The following is a 14,940-nucleotide window of genomic DNA, read 5'->3' as shown; positions in this document are numbered from 1 at the left end:
AGGAAAGCACGAATAACCCGCGTGGCTCTCACTCTACGAAAATCGTGCTCGGCTCCGGTTCATACGGCTCGCAGCGGTGCTGGTCGGGCTGTCGCCAGCCGCGCATCGGACCAAGCCGGTCAATCGCCGTCTTCGGACCGTACGAGGTGAACTTTCTGGGTCGGATAAGCGATTGACAGCCCCGCTTCTTCCAGCTTCTCGAAAATTGCAAAGAGGAGTTCCTGCCGGATCAAGCGACTTTCGGCAAAATCGGTCACGGTGATGTAGGACCAAACCTCGATATCGAGCGAGCTGTCAGCAAATTCGGCCAGGCGCGCGCGTGCACCTTCATTCTCGACCAAGTCGTGCTCAAGCAGAACCTGCTCGATGATCTTCACGCCTTCCTGCAATTTAGCCGGCGATATCCCGTATTCCACGCCAATCGTGGGATTGAACAAGAACCGGTCACGCGCGGCGTAATTCTCTATTTTTTGTGAAGAGAAATCGCCATTGGGGATCGTGACCAGCGTGCGCTCGTTAGTACGGATGCGGGTCGACCGCATGCCGATATCCTCGACCGTGCCGACCACTTCTCCCACGCGGCAAAAATCGCCAACCTGCACCGGCCGGTCCGCAATGACGGTTACGCTGCCGACCAGGTTTTCTACGGTTTTCTGCGCACCGAGCGCAAGCGCGATGCCGCCGATGCCGAGGGCAGCAATCCCGGTCGTAACGTCGAGTCCGAACGTGTCGAGTATCGCGACCAGCGCGATTGCCAGGAGTATGACCTTCGCAGAGCGCCGAAGGAGGGCAATGATCGAGACCGCCTGCCTGCGCTCGTGCCGCTCCATCCTCGCCGCGGTGACCCGCGCGATGGCATCGACCAGGCGCAGGGCGAACCAGGCCAGCGCGAGCCAGGCGACGATGCCGATATAACGCAGCAAAACCTGCCGCGCCACAATCGACGCATCGATGGTGCCGACCGACATCTGGAACGTCACTACCGCCAGGAACAGGCTGAGCGGCGGCAAGGCCGCGCAAACGAAACGATAGATCGCGCTCCTCTCCGGATCCGCGACAACCCGGCGCAAGAACACCAGGATAACTGACGACATCAGCCACAGCAGCAGAAAGCTGCCGCCAGCGATTCCTACCAGCAATATCCAGTCGACAAGCGGTGCACCCGCGACTGTGATGGGTTGGCTTTCCTGGGCTTCTTCCCGTGTCGCAGCAACCGGCGGAAGTTCACGAAGTTCTTCGATCGTATCTTGAGATATGCCCCAGATCGGCGCGCCTTCCGCCCCCTCGTTCCGGGCGAGCAGGATCGGCGCGGCGCTTTCGTCGCTGCCGAGAGCACCGACCCGTTCACGGTCGGGCGGCAGCGCGTCGTCGACCCGGCCAAACGGGTCGTCCGACAGTGCGGCAAAAGGCAGCAGGGTCCCACCGCTGTCGAGAGCATCCTGCAGTCGCCTTGCCAGTTCAGCCTCGGCTTCGCCATCCTCGCCGGCCGGCAAGTTGAAAAAATGCGCCGCGCGCGCATAATCCTGCGAGGCCAACGCCTGCAGCAACCCGGTCACCGTGCCGCGCGGGGTTTCGCGGCCGTAAACGTCAGCCGGTGCGCTGGCAGGTTCCGCAGGGTCCGGGAGTATTTGGGCTGCGGAAGACGACGCCATGACCAGGCAAATGGCAAGAAGTAAGCTTCGCAAAATCTTCATGGCCGGGTAGCACCTCGCGGAATGTCGCGGTTGTTGATTGCTCGAAAGCCATGTTCGCGAACATGATAGCAGAGGGTCGGTAAATGCTGTCGAGCGGGCCTGATGCCCTCGTGTCCAGAACGAGGCCTTCGAACTGGGGTTCCGACAAAATTCCAGATCGATAGCGGCGCCGCGAACCTACGGGAGCTTGGGAAGCCGTTTTCCGGAGAGCCAAAGCGCCGGAAGAGACACCTTGTAACGAACAGTCCAGTGCCCCGGCGGTGGAAATAATGGTGCGCCCGGCAGGACTCGAACCTGCTGCCTCAAGATTAGAAGTCTCGCGCTCTATCCAGATGAGCTACGGGCGCACTCTAGGTTTCCCGCCTGTTCCGGTAGTTTTTCGCCCTTTGTGCGTCAACGCCTAAACGGAACGGAGCGGAAACAAGCGGCACAGAGAGTCACAGTAGGGGCACATTACCGGGCACACTTTCACTCCGGCACCGCTCCACAATCCACCGGCTCACTGGCAAAGCTGTTCCACAGAACGCACCAGCGATAAGCCAGCAGGTTCTTCCGGTCGCCCCAGTCTAGAGCGTCATCCTGCCATGCCTCGTGCGCAGATTCGCTTGTCAGCGCCTCGACGGGATAGACCGGGCGTAAATCACCGGACTGGCTTTGCGCTATCTCAGCGGGCGCCGGGGGTAAAAACTTCACATCCCCGTCCCTGCCGTTGCAGCTCGGCACAAGCACGAGCACGCTGGCGATCAGTAAGCCCTTGGTCAGGCAGGTTGGCTTTGGCATCGTCAAGTTCCTTCCGTCTGCCTTCAATGGCGGCAGTGCCTTCTTCGTTGATCTTTGTGTCTGTCTTTGTGGCTCGGGCCATCGCAGCGTCACGCTCGGCGCGGATCTCGGCGACTTGCTTTTCCCACTTGGCGCGCTCTTTCGTTTCGCCGGCATCTACGCCTTGGCAGTAGGCTAGGCCGACGATCAGCAACGCGGCGATCCCCGCCCAAACCTGCCAGGGGATGCCTTTGAGGAAGCCAAGGGCTTTGGCTGCGTAGAGGGCGATCATGGTTTTTCTCCAAACTTGGGCTCGGGATAAGGCTCCCGCGCAGCTATCGAATCGGCTTCGTCAGCCGCGGCGTCGGCTGTCTGTTGTGCAGCTTCGGCCACGCCTTCGGGGATTGGCGCAGTGGGCGGGCCAGCGTTTGCCAGCTGGCGGCTCATACCCTCGACCTGCCGGCCGTTCGACAAGGCCACCAATGCCGACAGCACATCGCCCATCTTGATCAGCGCACCGGTCGCTATCGCTACCAGCACGTTCTCCGCCCAATTCGGCAGGCCAGCGGCACGTTCGGTCAGGAACAGCCCGCCGATGATGCCGACGATAATCAGGATGAGCCCGCCGCCAAACAGCGCCAGGACGATCAGCTCGTCACGTTGGGAACGCTGGTTCACGCCCCCATCTCCAGCAAACGCGCCACGATCCGGTTGAACCGCGCAGTTCGATCAGCAAGACCAGTCAGCCCGCCATTGATCTTGCGCGTTTCGTCCGACACGCCCGGCGTATCGGCCAGCACGTTGATCAGGTTCTCGTTCCAGAACCACGCCGCCGCCTCGATCCCGCCTTCGAGCGTCATGATGTAATCGCTGGCATCCTCGACGGTCTTGCCGAGTTCCATCGCGAACGCCTTATGATTATCCTTGCCGGTGAGTTGGGGCGGTCCATTGCCGCGGTATCGCCACCCGTCACCGGATTGCGGCGGGCCGTTGCCCATGCGGTTCGCATAAACGTGGTTCGCGATTTCCTCCGGTTTGCGGTCCAGAGCCTTTGCCAGCGCGTTCGGCTTGCCCTTGACGCCGCCCGCAGCGAACCGCGAAGGCCAGACCTCGGACATGCGCTGCGCACTGTAATTCATGTTCTCGCGCCGGCCGACCTCGAAGCTGCTTTCATGGCCAACGAACACGCCAAGGAAGGACGCAATGCGCCGTACGTTGTCGATGTCGTATTTTTGGCAAGCCTTGCGAAACGGCTCGACCCACGGTGCAAGCTGCGCTTCCGTTTTTTCCGGTGCCGCAGCTTTCAGGACAGACACGTCGATCAGGGCAATCGGGCCTATTGCCTGCACCGGAGCCGTCACCACGATCACGCCGGTAGCGTCGTCAATGGCACGATCGAGCGCGGCCACTTCGCCATCCCGGAAGCCCCGCCCGAGCATGGTTCGCACACAGTCGAAGATGGGCTTGCGGTTCATCGGCTAACCCCACTTCTATGATAGCCTTCGAGCCTCTGCACCCTCGCCTCCAGTGCCGCGGCGGTGCGCTCCTGGTTCTCCATGTATCCGACCATTCGCTCGTCCATGCGCGCGAGGGTCAGGTTCATCTCGCTGACCGATGACACCAGCCATAACAGACCGGCGCTTGCTGATACGGTAATGACGGAACTGGCAATGATTGCCGCCCATTTGAGCGGCGGGGGTATTTCTGCGACCACTGTGCCCCTTCTGACTTCCGGGTGTTTCTCTGCAAATTTGGCAATGGCAGTTTCTGCCACTTGCTCGGCGATTGCGCGGGTCTGGGCCGCATTGGCTGGGCTTCGCTCACTGCTCATGAGTGCCACCTCGTTGCTGTCTGGATGTGCTGCGGGAATACGGATATCGCGGACATGGTATCGCACGGTATTCTAAGGGAAATCGTGCGCGTTAGTTCTTGCGGACTTATAAAGACGGGTGCTATTGTTCGGTGATGGCCGAGCCAATGCATCGCTTCATCGTAGAACGACTTCGCGAACTCGCCCCCGCCGGCGCTCGAGTTCTTGATTTTGGCAGTGGCGATGGCGCGCTCGTTGCTGAACTCCGCGGTGGGGGCTTTGATGCAGTTGGATCTGATGTTTCTGTCGAAGGCATGACTGCTAAACCGGGGCCCGACGTTCATATGATGATCGACTCCCGCCTCCCCTTCGAGAACGCCAGCTTCGATGCCATCTGCGCCAATCAGGTCTTCGAGCACGTGGCTGACCTTACCTTGGCACTTACCGAAATAAGCCGCGTCCTGCGTCCAGGCGGTGTCTTTCTTAATATCTTCCCATCGATCGGCGTCATACGAGAAGGCCACTGCGGGGTGGCGATGGCGCACTGGCTGCAGTCGTGGCCCTCTCTCCAGAGGGTTTATCTTCAGGCCGCTTTCATGCTCGGATTTGGGTTCTTTCGCGATGGCCGAACTTGCGCTGAATGGGCCGCTCACATGGGCGACTACCTCCAGCGATTCACCGTTTATCGTCGGGAACGCGATCTGATGCGCAGTCATCACACCATGTTCCAAACGGTCGCGCGGCAGGAAGAAACGCTTGCGGCATTTCGGTTAAGCCCAAGGCTGGGCTGGCTAGTGTCCGTTATGCTAAGGCCTCTTACCAGGCTAGCGGTACGGCGGCTCGGCGGTATGGTGATCATCGCTAGAACCGCTTGAAGATCTTGGCGTAAAGGGAGCCCGAACCAAGATCTACTGCCGCGCCAGTAAGGTTGCTGAACGTGAAAGCAATCGTATCCGCAGATTTGATAGCGGCAGTCAGCGTTACACCCTGAAGATCGAGACTGAAGGACGGCAGTACGAAATCGCCAAGCGCGACCCCGGTCAAGGTCTGGTTGACGCTGACGCTTGCGCCACTTGCCAACGAGGCTGGATCATAGGTCCAACCGATAACAGGATTGAGGTTGTTCGTGACCGCGCCGCCATCCGCAATCGCTTGGTTGCCCTCCAGATCGAGAGGATACTTTGAACAGCCACTCAGATCGATGAAATCCGTGACTGTGACGCCCGTGATGGAATTCAGACGATTATTGCGGATACGGACTTGGCTAGCCTGCCCTGAAACCCTGATTGCATCGACAACTGTGCATGCGTTCCCCGGTGGGGTGGCATCACCAATTATGTTGTCGGTTATGGAACCTCTAAGGGCTGCAGCAGCACTTCCGTCGATGTCGAAGACTTGCTGAACGGCACCCCCGCCGAACCAACGAAGCACGTTGTCGCGGATGCTCCCTATGTCATTGATGCCGCCGCCCATGACGAGCTTGAGGACGGACCTCGTGCCCCCAGAAGTGGGAGATAGATCGAAGGTGTTGGCGAGAACTCGAAGGCCGCTGTCGATCCCATAAATCTCGTATTCGCCATCCTGATTAAACAGAAACCAGTTGCCCTGAATAAGCGGGTAGGTCGCACCTTTCACCGAGATGCCGGTGTAGCGATGCGACTTGTATTTGGTGCCGAGATAATTCGAGCCGCGCGAGTTGTAATGTACAACCGACCCTGCGCGGATCGATGACGTGTCGTGCAGCGCGATCGCGCCCCCAGAAGAGGAGTCATTATCTAGCGCAACGCCCGAGTAAATATTCAGATTTTCATTCTGATCGTCGACGAGGCCTGAGTTGTAATTTGCATCCAGAACCAAATTATAAAACTTCGGTTCGTAGGACTTATAAACATAGGCACCGATCGTGCAGGACTGGATGAACAGTCCGTCAAAGACTAGGTTAATGCCGTTGGCGACATAAAGGCCGCATGCAGGCATGGCGTTACCCGCATAATCAGTCGCATCCCCGCGGTGATCAGTCACCCACACGCGTCGAACATAGACTGTACCGGGTTTGAAGGTACCGGAATTAAAGTCCGGATCGACCATCGATAGCGCGTGACTATTCCCACTTGCGCCCGTCAGCCCATTACCCTCGACCTTGAAATCAGTCAGCTCGGTGAAATACGTGTTGCCAATATTGAAGGGGGACTTGCCAACGCAATTGTTCACGAAAACCGTGGAGTTCATGCCTTGGCCGCGCATCACTAGAGCGGGGCCGTCCAAGCCATTGAAGATCGTGTCATCAATCAATTCATCGGAAACTACAGTGCGACCCTTTGGAAGAAATAGGGCTTTGCCCTGGACTCGGGCAGCAACGATTGCTTTTTTCCAGCCTGCCGTGTCATCAGTCGCGCCGTCGAGTGAGACGCCGAACTGCTGTGGCCATAGCCACCGGCTTAGCTCTTCCTCAACGGTGGTAGGAGTTGCTCCAGTTCCCAGTTGAAGGAAACCGGACAGATTGGCACCGTCCGGCGCAGCCAACGCTGATAGTGCAATCTTCTGGTCGAGCTGAGCTTGCGTTGCAGCTTCGGCGATGATTACAGAATCGCCGCCAGCGTCGCCGCCTCCATCCACTGTGCGCTCGGCATAGATCAAACCACCAGCGCCATCGGGATACGAAAAGAAATCAGGAGCGGCGGTCCCAGCTTCCCCCTCGGCCTTGCTGCTGAAGTAATTGCCTGCCGCTACCGCCGCGTTGGATGCGTTGCTTGCAATCCCCGCCTGACGCGCCGCTTCCGCGGTGTTCTCGCCCGTCCTAATAATTGGGAGACCGGCTCCAGTCTTGATGACCGCGATTGTCACAGCGTCACCCCCGGCATGATAATGAAGGCCCCGGCGCAGAGAATGAACTTCTTGCCGCCCGAGGGTGCCAGATGAAGGTCGTAATAAAGCGTCACGCTTTGCGAAGGATCAGCTCCATAAGCGAGCCCCTCCAGCGTTGTTTCGTTTATGATAATCCGGACAATGGAGGCACCAACGACATCTCCGGTGTCTGGATCCAGATATCCGGCTTCATACGTGATCGCTATGCCCTCAGACCCAGAGGATGATGCGCCCAATGACACCAGTGCACCGCCCTGGTCCCCCGGCTCTGCACGGATTTCCATGAGCGGTGTAGCGCCGGTGTAATCCAGAACCGTGACCGGAATCGTATCGTCAAACGGCACCCTCTTGGGGGCTATGATGTTGATTTGAGGAATAGCGGCCATGTAGAGTGGGTATTCTGCGGCCGATCGAAGTGTTACCGCCGTCAACCTTAGGTTTAGAACGGCCTCTGCGAAATTATGACTTCTTTACGGCATTTAAGCGTTCGGCGGCGCTTCCCATGTCCCGCCGCCGCCACCCCATCCTCCGGGAGGCGTGGTAGGCGTCGGGTAGACCCCGCCGGTGCTGGTGGTCGACCATCCTAGGAACACGTTCGTATCGTTTCCAAGAGCGGCAGTTGCTGGGGACAGGACGGCCGAATACGTACCGCTGGTCAGGCTGTAGATCACCGCATAGACCTCGCCACTGGTGAGGCCGGTGACAGATCCGATAGGGAAGGAAACGCTTTGGCCATCGTTGAGTACGCCGTCGAACGCAACGATATCAACGCTGTCGTCATCACTGGATACGGGATACGCAATTGAGCGCGTCACCACTGTTTTCGCAGCGGTCTGAAATGATTGGATGATCGGATTAAGCGCCGGATCGTAAGGCGTGCTGGCAATGGGGTCGATCGGGTGAGCGAGAGTCGGCGGTCCATAGATCGCTAAATCCTCTTCGCGCAGAACCAAAGGAACAACCCCGTCCTGCCGAATTTCCATATCGGCCACGCGGAACAGTTTGTTGACGAACCCGCGCGGGGCAAATGTCAGGCGGATGATGCTGTTCTTCTGCACCTTCCACGCGGTCGCCTGAAACTCGGCCGAAAACGTCCCGCCGAACAACTGGCGCTGCAGACGAAGCTGAGCGAGGCGTTGGGCTTGCGATGCGGATTGCACCATCGGCAAGTTAAAGGTCTCGATCCGGTCAATGCCGTCCGGACTGTCGGTTTCTAACTGCGGATAATCGATGGCCTGATACAGTGATGTGTTCGACGGGTCGGTAAAGACACCGCGCACGATGTTGAAGCTGTTGTCGAGGTCCGCCGAGGGGTTCCATTCGAAGCCGCCAAGCACATCGTTCTCGGTGAAGTCAGCAACCGGCGTTGCAAGATCATCGTGGAAGATGGTCAGGCGGAGCTTTCCGTCCACATCGTCCAGGTCGGCATTCATGGACGCCTTGAGCATATCCATGACGGTTGTCGGGCCATCCCCTTCCGACCATACGCCATCGACCCGGTAGCGCGGCTCTGTCCCGCCGCCTTCCTTGGTCACCAGCTCGTCGCAAAGGTTTGCGGCAATGGCGAAACTCTCAAGGTCGATCCTGTTAGGCGGTATGCCCTTGCCCACCGCCAGTTTGCCGTTGATGTCGTAGCCGAGGAGGTAGAACAGCAGGGCCAGGGCTGGATTGCGGCAAGCGTCGTTATCCCAGACCCAAGTCGTTTGATCGTCCGCGCGCTGTGAGCCGCTTCCGCCAGCCACGGTGCTGTCCATGCGCGGATCATAGAGAGCCACACCCTTGCCGCGAATCGTGATGCGGGTGGTGATTGACTGCGCGAACGGGCTGTCCGTTTTCTTGCTGTTGCCGGTCAGCTTGTAGCGCAAATGGACATAGGCGAGGCCAGTATAGCGGCGCGTCGAGCCCATGCGCGCGCTGATGTTGATGGCATTGGCCGCGCTGCCCTCGGTGCGCGTTGCCACGGTCAGATAGCCCACGAACTCGCCCTGCACCCCGCCGACTGCGGACCAGGCAATCTTGTCATCGAACCATATCTCGTCGATGCTTTGCACCTTGTGACTGGCTACCACTATGAAGCGGTGGAAATATGCCTGACTGTCAGTGAATTCCTCGTCGCGGATATCGGTGGCGCCCGCGGTGTTGCCGATCCACGTCTTGCGCGGCGTTCGCGGGTCAATGGACGCTCGGAGGCGTTCAAAGCTTTCGGGGCTGTTCTGCGGTGCCTTGGGCTTAGGTGCGAGCAAGGTTGCCCCGATGGACGCAGCAACGCCAATGCCAGACAGCAGTGCTGCGGATATGCCCAGACTTGCGCCGGCCGTGACAATGGCTGCACCGATCGATGCGACGACAGCGACGACCTTTAAAACCTTTGACATCTAAACCGCCCACGCCTTCACGAAGTCGCGGCGCGGGATCGCAATGAGGCCCTCGCGCATGGTCAGTCCAGCCTTGTCAGCAAGCCGCTCCTCGCCAACGAATAGCCCCTGCGCGCCCATGCAGACGCCGACCGAGCCAGCGAACCACACCAGGTCGCCGCGCTGGGCGAAGGATGGGGGCTTGCGCTTGAACACGGCGTCGACGGTCTTGAGAAGCGTTCCCTCGCCCAGTTCGCGCAGCGCCTTCGCGGACCCCGCGCGGTCGGTGTATTGTCCGCGGTATGCCTTGGCCGCGTCAAATCCGGTCATGGCCTCCACCGCCGCGCAGGCCATCAGGATACAGTCGTGCTGGCCCCACTCGAATGGGCGGGCGCGATTGTCCGCAATGAACCGGCCAAGGCGGGCCTCCCAATCGTCACGCCGGACCATCAGAATTCCACCCGATCAAGCCGATTGCCACCACGCGAGCCGCCTCCACCCGGAGTGCCTCCACCACTTCCCCCACCTCGACTTGCCCCGCCGTAATCACCGTTTGCGATGGCGATGGCTGCGCGGGCGGATTCGTCGCCAGCATCGTAACGTGACTGGTCGAGATAGGTCCGGTTGCTGGCCTCGGAGAACACCGCGAGATAGCTTTCAATCGTGACGCGAAGCTTTTGCTGGGTAGCGTCGCCGGAATGGGTAAGCCCGGTCATCTTGCCGGTGTAATATGCGTGAAACCCTCCTTGCTGGACGTTTGCCGCGTTCCGCACAATCCGCCACAACCGGGCATCCCGAGAGCGCCAGTTGAGCGGATCGCCGATGAGGCCCAGCGTGTCATCGTCCAGGCCTTCGATGCCCGACAGTTCGGCGGTCACGCTATCAGAGCCGCCCTGCCTGTATTTGACCGAGGATATGTCGACGAAATTGCCGGAAATACCGAGGAAGGTGTGGCCGTCCAGATCAGGGTCACCAGTCCCCATAGGTGTGATATCGGCCCCCGAGGTGTTCGCGCGCACCGGATCACCCAGAATATCTAGCCAGGCAAAGAATACCGGCTTGATGATTTCGGCATCGAGCGCGGCAGAATGGACCGAATCGGGAAGGCTCATATCCGGCGCGCCTCCTCGACATCGAAGCTGGACCCGCTGACACCTTCCGACAAAGCGAACCCTTGCCGCGGGTCGGTCAGAGACATCGGAATGAACGGCGCGACGGTTTCAACTGTCGCGCCCAGAACCGGCACCTCGCCGAGCGCTGGAGTGAATTCAGCCGTGGCATTGCCCGAGGCGTCGCCGCGAAGATCGCTCATCAGCATGACGGGCCGGTTGTGTCCGGAAGGGAGAGGCACCGTCATGTATTGCCCAGCCATCAGTATTCGCGCGTTGGGCTGGATGCCGGTGAGCGGCAACGTGTATGCGTCGCCAGCACCCGAGGCCACGGTTGGCTTTGGTCCGATATGAGACGCGCAAGGCAGCGGCCAGCGGAACCAGTTCTGCGGACCCTTGAGGCCGAAGACGAACACGCGCCAAGGGCGCTCCTCCTCTTCGGTGGCCAGATCGTCGATGGATGCGCTGCCTCGCCACAGTTCAGCCCCGGCAAGGCCGACAACCTTGCGCCCACCAGTCCAGATCGAACGGTTCACTTGAGCCGGCGCGTCCAGCGACAGGTTGCTCAGCGTCAGGTCATCGGTGTTTGGGACGGTGATCTCGGTCACAGGCGCGGCCTCCCTGACCTGCGAATGGTTTCGTTCGCCGATGCGTCGATGATGGCCGGTGCTGCCTGGCGGGTGACTTCGATCGCCACGCCTTGCGCCTCGGTGCGGACACGGGCAGCAAAGCCCGGCGCTTCCTCTATGACGACGCGCACGAGCCCGCTGCCCCCTTGACCGCCTTGAGCCGCGTTCATGCGCCCTAGCGGTACGATTTGCCCGCTGCCGGAGGGAATGAAGCCCTCGACGTTGCCGGGGGTTGCTCCTTCGTTGACGCGGTACATCTGTCCGCCTGAGACGGGGCCCCCTGATGCGCGCCCGAATATTGAGCCGAGAATTCCGCCACCACCGCCACCACCGCCGAACAGGGCGTCACCCAAAGGCTTGATAATCGCCTGCTGAATGGCAATCCGCAGTAAGTCCTTGACGATCTGGTTCGCGACGTTCTTGAATACATCACCAAGGGATTTTGCCCCTGTGATCGCGTCAACCAGTCCGTCATTCAGTTCCTCGAGAGCATCGATCTTGATCGCGTCGAGAGCTTCGTAGATTTGCCCGCTGGTTTGATTGAGCCCGCGCACATAGCGTTCGGCCTCGGTTTCATTGCGCTGTGCAGTGGCTTCCTGCCTCGCACCGGCGGTCTGGTTCAGAGAAGCCAGCGCTACCCGCGCCAATTCCTTTCGCGCCTCGGTCTCCGTTTCGCTGGCGATCAGGCCTTCAAGGATAGACCGGCGGTACTGGTCCTCAAGGTCGAGCATCTCAAGGGCGATGCTTTTGCGCTCGGCCTGAGTATCCGCCAATTCGAACTGGAGGCGCATGGCCTCCTCGGTTGCGCGGTAGTTCTCATCGGCGAGGTCGGCGGCTTCGCGTTCAAGGGCAGCACGGCGCTGGAAATCTATCGCAGCCTGCTCTTCGAATGCCAAAGTCTCGACCGCTGCTTTCAGCCGGTCCTTCTGGGCCTGCGAATAATCCGCGTCTGCCTGAATGGAGTTGAGCGTCTGCCTGCGAGCGATCTCCACGCCGCGCGATTCCAGTTCAGCGCGTTCTTCTGCACTGGCGGCAAGGCTGATCTGAGAGGCAAGTGCCTGTTGGGCGTAGCCGATCAGTTCGCTGTTGAACCGGTTCGCGATCTCTTCTGCACTTGGGCCAGTGGGGCCAGAGCGTCCGCTTGTCTTCGGGGTTTTCTTCGGGTCGCCCCCGGTGATGTTCTGGATATTCGTGCCGTTGATGATTGCATCAGCATCGGCAAGGCCCTTGCGCAAACCTTCTAGTGCGGCCTTCTCGGCGGCGGCTGCAATATTCGCATCGCTTAGGTTGTTCGCCGCCGCTCCTGCGCTTGGGCTAAAACCCTGCCCGCCCAATCCGCCTTGGTTAGGGACGAACCCCTGCGATGCCTTTTCCCGCGTGAATGCCGCCCGGGCACGAGCCTGTTCGACCTGCGCCAGTTGCAGGGATGCCTTGGCCGACGCGATCTTTGTTTGAATATTGGCCTTTTCAGCGGCGATTTCTTCGAGGATGCGTTGGCGCGAAACACCCTTGGCTGTCGAAAGCCGGTTGGTGGCGTCGAGCAGCTTTTCAGTGGCTTTTGCGGCGGTTTCCTGCGCTTCGGCTACTGCAAGAGCGGCATCCTCTGCCTCGCTGGACCTTGTAGCCAAATAGCCGAGACCCAAAACGATAGCCGTAATGGCAAGTCCGACCGGCCCACCAAACGCTGCAAGCAAGGCTGTTCCGGCCCCGCGCGCTGCAAGGGCTGTGCCCGCAAGGCTGGTAGTGGCGATGCTGGCGTAGGCTGAGAGGGCGCGAAGTGCGGTTCCTCCCGCCACAGCGCCCGCAACAAATCGGCCGGCAAGGACGGTGGAGATAACCGCCAAGGCCGGAATGAGTATATCCAGATTGTCAGCCAGTTTGCCCAAAGCAAGGCCAAGAGCAGCCGAAACCCCGTTAGCCTTGTCCGCCTCGCCGAAATAGACAGTCAACGCATTGGTTAGGGCCGTGAACCCGCCAGACAGGGTGAGTGTTGCGTTCTCGGCGTCCTTCAGTGTCTGGACGCCGCCTTTCAGGACACCTTGGAAGAATTCCTGCGATGTGATCTGTCCATCAGCAATCGCCGCGCGGAGCTTCGAGACACTACCGCCGAATCCGTCAATGCCGCGAGCCGCCGCCTGCGCCAGAGGCAGCGCGCCTTCCAAGATTGAGTTGAATTCTTCCGCGCGCACGACGCCGGAGCCGAGCGCCTGGCCAAGCTGCAGCAAGGCACCCTGCGCTTCGGCTGCGCTGGAACCAGTGACTTTCAAAGCCGCCGCGGTGATTTCGTTGATCGCGAGGATTTGCTCAGTACTCGCGCCTAGCTCATTCTGGACCAGCGCCGCTTTCTGGAAAACGCTGGTCAGGCTTTCCAGTTCGACGCCGTACCGCTGCGATGTTTCGAACAGCCGCGCCTGGACAGAAGCCAGCGCCTCACCCTCGAGGCCGGTTGTGCGCAAATTGTTCTGCAGCCGGGTGAAACTGTCGAGCAGCCCCACCAGTTCGCGCCCGGTGAAAGCTGCGGCCAAGGTCCCGGCCAATCCCTTCAAGGTGGAGGCAATCGTGCCTGACGAGCGGCGGATGTCCGATTCTAGACGCTTGGCCGATTTGCCTTGCAGGCCGAGCTGCTGCTCAACCGTGCGCTTGGCCCCGCGAACACCGGACAGATACTTGTCCAGATCGGCGCGTAATTGCAGGACTACGGGGTCGATTTCCATGAAAGCGTAATGGGGCGAACAAGCGCCGCCTGTTACCGCCGTTACGCCCCATCCAACTTGCCGTCGGGTCGGGATTCGTCTAAGATGCAAGGCGACGAATAACTGTAATTATTCGCCGCCTCTAATCACAAGCGGAAGGAACCCGCCATGACTGCCAAAAGCGTATCACAGGAAACGCTGCTGCATAAGCAAAAGTGCACAAAGTGCCAACTGGTCCAGCCAATTGGCGACTTCCCCAAAGATAGCCAAAAAAGAACCGGCTACAGTCCTCGGTGCAAGGCATGTAAAAACGTGCAGAGCTCGGCGCATTATCAGGCCAACAGGTTGCGCGTACTGCGGCGGTTGAAGGATAGTTATTCCGCCAGCCCAGAGCGTCAAAAAGCGTACCACAAAGAGTGGTATCAAAAGAACAAAGAGAGGCGGAGTCGGCAGAGCAAGCAATGGAAGGCCGAAAATCATGAGGCCTACTCTGCCCAGCAACGAGAATACGCGTCTAAAAGGACCGAGCAGAACCGCGAGCGATCACAAAGATGGGTGAGGAATAACCCTGAAAAAGCCAGAGCAATCCGCACCCACCATAACTCGAAGCGCCGCAGTAAAATCATAACAGGCGCTTCTAAGAGCGACATCTTCAAATGGACGTCGCGCCAGAGAAAGATATGTTTCTACTGTGGGAAGCGATGCGAGAATAGGTTCGAGGTCGACCACTTCGTGCCGTTGGCGAAGGGTGGCGCGCATGAGATAGACAATCTCAGAATTTCTTGCCGCTCTTGCAACAGGCGAAAGTGCGCGACTGACCCTTGGCAGTTCCTAAACCGCATGGGGAGGCTGCTTTAGGTTTTACCGCCGTCACCATGCGCCGCCATGACCTTTGCCAACTTATCAGCGCGGGCGGGGTCTACATCGGCCTTACCTTCGCTGTGGGCTTCGTTGTTGGCCTCCAGCGCCTCAAGGTAGTCCGACAGATCAATGGTATGATAATCGAGGCCCATGGCCCCGGCGTTCG

General features: G+C 59.6%; 16 protein-coding genes and 1 tRNA gene. 2 read left to right on the top strand and 15 right to left on the bottom strand.

Annotated elements, in window-relative coordinates:
* Positions 1-119: 119 nt before the first annotated feature.
* The 7 genes from GRI65_RS00885 to GRI65_RS00855 all read right to left on the bottom strand — a co-directional run bounded on the left by GRI65_RS00885 (position 120) and on the right by GRI65_RS00855 (position 4,284).
* A complete protein-coding gene (locus GRI65_RS00885; protein ID WP_232843875.1) occupies positions 120-1,652 on the bottom strand; it encodes a mechanosensitive ion channel family protein in 1,533 nt (510 codons plus the stop codon).
* Positions 1,653-1,964: 312 nt separating this feature from the next.
* Positions 1,965-2,041: transfer RNA gene (locus GRI65_RS00880), tRNA-Arg, on the bottom strand.
* Between the two features lie 121 nt (positions 2,042-2,162).
* The gene (locus GRI65_RS00875) at positions 2,163-2,387 is read right to left on the bottom strand and encodes a hypothetical protein (protein WP_160754658.1); all 225 of its coding nucleotides are present in this window, start codon (positions 2,385-2,387) and stop codon (positions 2,163-2,165) included.
* On the bottom strand, positions 2,359-2,745 hold the full coding sequence (locus GRI65_RS00870; protein WP_160754657.1) for a hypothetical protein: 387 nt from the start codon (positions 2,743-2,745) through the stop codon (positions 2,359-2,361). Before GRI65_RS00870 ends, GRI65_RS00875 begins: the two co-directional genes overlap by 29 nt.
* The gene (locus GRI65_RS00865) at positions 2,742-3,131 is read right to left on the bottom strand and encodes a hypothetical protein (RefSeq protein ID WP_160754656.1); all 390 of its coding nucleotides are present in this window, start codon (positions 3,129-3,131) and stop codon (positions 2,742-2,744) included. The genes GRI65_RS00870 and GRI65_RS00865 overlap by 4 nt, the downstream gene beginning before the upstream one ends.
* A complete protein-coding gene (locus GRI65_RS00860) occupies positions 3,128-3,928 on the bottom strand; it encodes a glycoside hydrolase family 19 protein (protein ID WP_160754655.1) in 801 nt (266 codons plus the stop codon). The genes GRI65_RS00865 and GRI65_RS00860 overlap by 4 nt, the downstream gene beginning before the upstream one ends.
* Positions 3,925-4,284 (bottom strand): hypothetical protein, encoded by a 360-nt coding sequence (locus tag GRI65_RS00855; protein ID WP_160754654.1) that lies wholly within the window; start codon positions 4,282-4,284, stop codon positions 3,925-3,927. The genes GRI65_RS00860 and GRI65_RS00855 overlap by 4 nt, the downstream gene beginning before the upstream one ends.
* A 134-nt stretch (positions 4,285-4,418) precedes the next feature.
* On the opposite strand from GRI65_RS00855, the gene GRI65_RS00850 reads away from it, so the two are divergent.
* Positions 4,419-5,138, top strand: a complete 720-nt coding sequence (locus GRI65_RS00850; RefSeq protein WP_160754653.1) for a class I SAM-dependent methyltransferase — start codon at positions 4,419-4,421, stop codon at positions 5,136-5,138.
* Here the strand turns inward: GRI65_RS00850 and GRI65_RS00845 are convergent.
* From GRI65_RS00845 to GRI65_RS00815, 7 genes are all read right to left on the bottom strand, one after another.
* A complete protein-coding gene (locus GRI65_RS00845) occupies positions 5,125-7,107 on the bottom strand; it encodes a hypothetical protein (protein WP_160754652.1) in 1,983 nt (660 codons plus the stop codon). The genes GRI65_RS00850 and GRI65_RS00845 overlap by 14 nt on opposite strands.
* On the bottom strand, positions 7,104-7,514 hold the full coding sequence (locus tag GRI65_RS00840) for a hypothetical protein (RefSeq protein ID WP_160754651.1): 411 nt from the start codon (positions 7,512-7,514) through the stop codon (positions 7,104-7,106). Before GRI65_RS00840 ends, GRI65_RS00845 begins: the two co-directional genes overlap by 4 nt.
* 93 nt (positions 7,515-7,607) lie before the next feature.
* Positions 7,608-9,503, bottom strand: a complete 1,896-nt coding sequence (locus tag GRI65_RS00835) for a phage tail protein (RefSeq protein WP_160754650.1) — start codon at positions 9,501-9,503, stop codon at positions 7,608-7,610.
* Positions 9,504-9,932, bottom strand: a complete 429-nt coding sequence (locus tag GRI65_RS00830) for a DUF6950 family protein (protein ID WP_160754649.1) — start codon at positions 9,930-9,932, stop codon at positions 9,504-9,506.
* Positions 9,932-10,594: a hypothetical protein gene (locus tag GRI65_RS00825; RefSeq protein WP_160754648.1), complete on the bottom strand. Its 663-nt coding sequence runs from the start codon at positions 10,592-10,594 to the stop codon at positions 9,932-9,934. Before GRI65_RS00825 ends, GRI65_RS00830 begins: the two co-directional genes overlap by 1 nt.
* Positions 10,591-11,199, bottom strand: coding sequence for a hypothetical protein (locus GRI65_RS00820; protein ID WP_160754647.1), 609 nt, complete (start codon positions 11,197-11,199; stop codon positions 10,591-10,593). Before GRI65_RS00820 ends, GRI65_RS00825 begins: the two co-directional genes overlap by 4 nt.
* Positions 11,196-13,934, bottom strand: coding sequence for a tape measure protein (locus GRI65_RS00815; RefSeq protein ID WP_160754646.1), 2,739 nt, complete (start codon positions 13,932-13,934; stop codon positions 11,196-11,198). The genes GRI65_RS00820 and GRI65_RS00815 overlap by 4 nt, the downstream gene beginning before the upstream one ends.
* Before the next feature lie 147 nt (positions 13,935-14,081).
* On the opposite strand from GRI65_RS00815, the gene GRI65_RS15480 reads away from it, so the two are divergent.
* Entirely contained in the window at positions 14,082-14,771 is a 690-nt protein-coding gene (locus GRI65_RS15480) for an HNH endonuclease (RefSeq protein WP_160754645.1), read from the top strand.
* Here the strand turns inward: GRI65_RS15480 and GRI65_RS00805 are convergent.
* Positions 14,768-14,926, bottom strand: coding sequence for a hypothetical protein (locus GRI65_RS00805; RefSeq protein ID WP_160754644.1), 159 nt, complete (start codon positions 14,924-14,926; stop codon positions 14,768-14,770). The genes GRI65_RS15480 and GRI65_RS00805 overlap by 4 nt on opposite strands.
* Positions 14,927-14,940: the final 14 nt, after the last annotated feature.

The sequence above is a fragment of the Allopontixanthobacter sediminis genome (assembly GCF_009828115.1).
Classification (GTDB): Bacteria; Pseudomonadota; Alphaproteobacteria; order Sphingomonadales; family Sphingomonadaceae; genus Allopontixanthobacter; species Allopontixanthobacter sediminis.
The sequence above is the reverse complement of the archived record's forward strand: the minus strand, read 5'-3'. Positions and strand labels throughout refer to the sequence as shown.

Coding starts and splice junctions, on each gene's coding strand:
- GRI65_RS00850 (WP_160754653.1), top strand. CDS start 4,419: ATGGCCGAGCCAATGCATCGCTTCATCGTAGAACGACTTCGCGAACTC.
- GRI65_RS00825 (WP_160754648.1), bottom strand. CDS start 10,594: ATGAGCCTTCCCGATTCGGTCCATTCTGCCGCGCTCGATGCCGAAATC.
- GRI65_RS00840 (WP_160754651.1), bottom strand. CDS start 7,514: ATGGCCGCTATTCCTCAAATCAACATCATAGCCCCCAAGAGGGTGCCG.
- GRI65_RS00855 (WP_160754654.1), bottom strand. CDS start 4,284: ATGAGCAGTGAGCGAAGCCCAGCCAATGCGGCCCAGACCCGCGCAATC.
- GRI65_RS00835 (WP_160754650.1), bottom strand. CDS start 9,503: ATGTCAAAGGTTTTAAAGGTCGTCGCTGTCGTCGCATCGATCGGTGCA.
- GRI65_RS00805 (WP_160754644.1), bottom strand. CDS start 14,926: ATGGGCCTCGATTATCATACCATTGATCTGTCGGACTACCTTGAGGCG.
- GRI65_RS00830 (WP_160754649.1), bottom strand. CDS start 9,932: ATGGTCCGGCGTGACGATTGGGAGGCCCGCCTTGGCCGGTTCATTGCG.
- GRI65_RS15480 (WP_160754645.1), top strand. CDS start 14,082: ATGACTGCCAAAAGCGTATCACAGGAAACGCTGCTGCATAAGCAAAAG.
- GRI65_RS00860 (WP_160754655.1), bottom strand. CDS start 3,928: ATGAACCGCAAGCCCATCTTCGACTGTGTGCGAACCATGCTCGGGCGG.
- GRI65_RS00815 (WP_160754646.1), bottom strand. CDS start 13,934: ATGGAAATCGACCCCGTAGTCCTGCAATTACGCGCCGATCTGGACAAG.
- GRI65_RS00870 (WP_160754657.1), bottom strand. CDS start 2,745: ATGATCGCCCTCTACGCAGCCAAAGCCCTTGGCTTCCTCAAAGGCATC.
- GRI65_RS00885 (WP_232843875.1), bottom strand. CDS start 1,652: ATGGCGTCGTCTTCCGCAGCCCAAATACTCCCGGACCCTGCGGAACCT.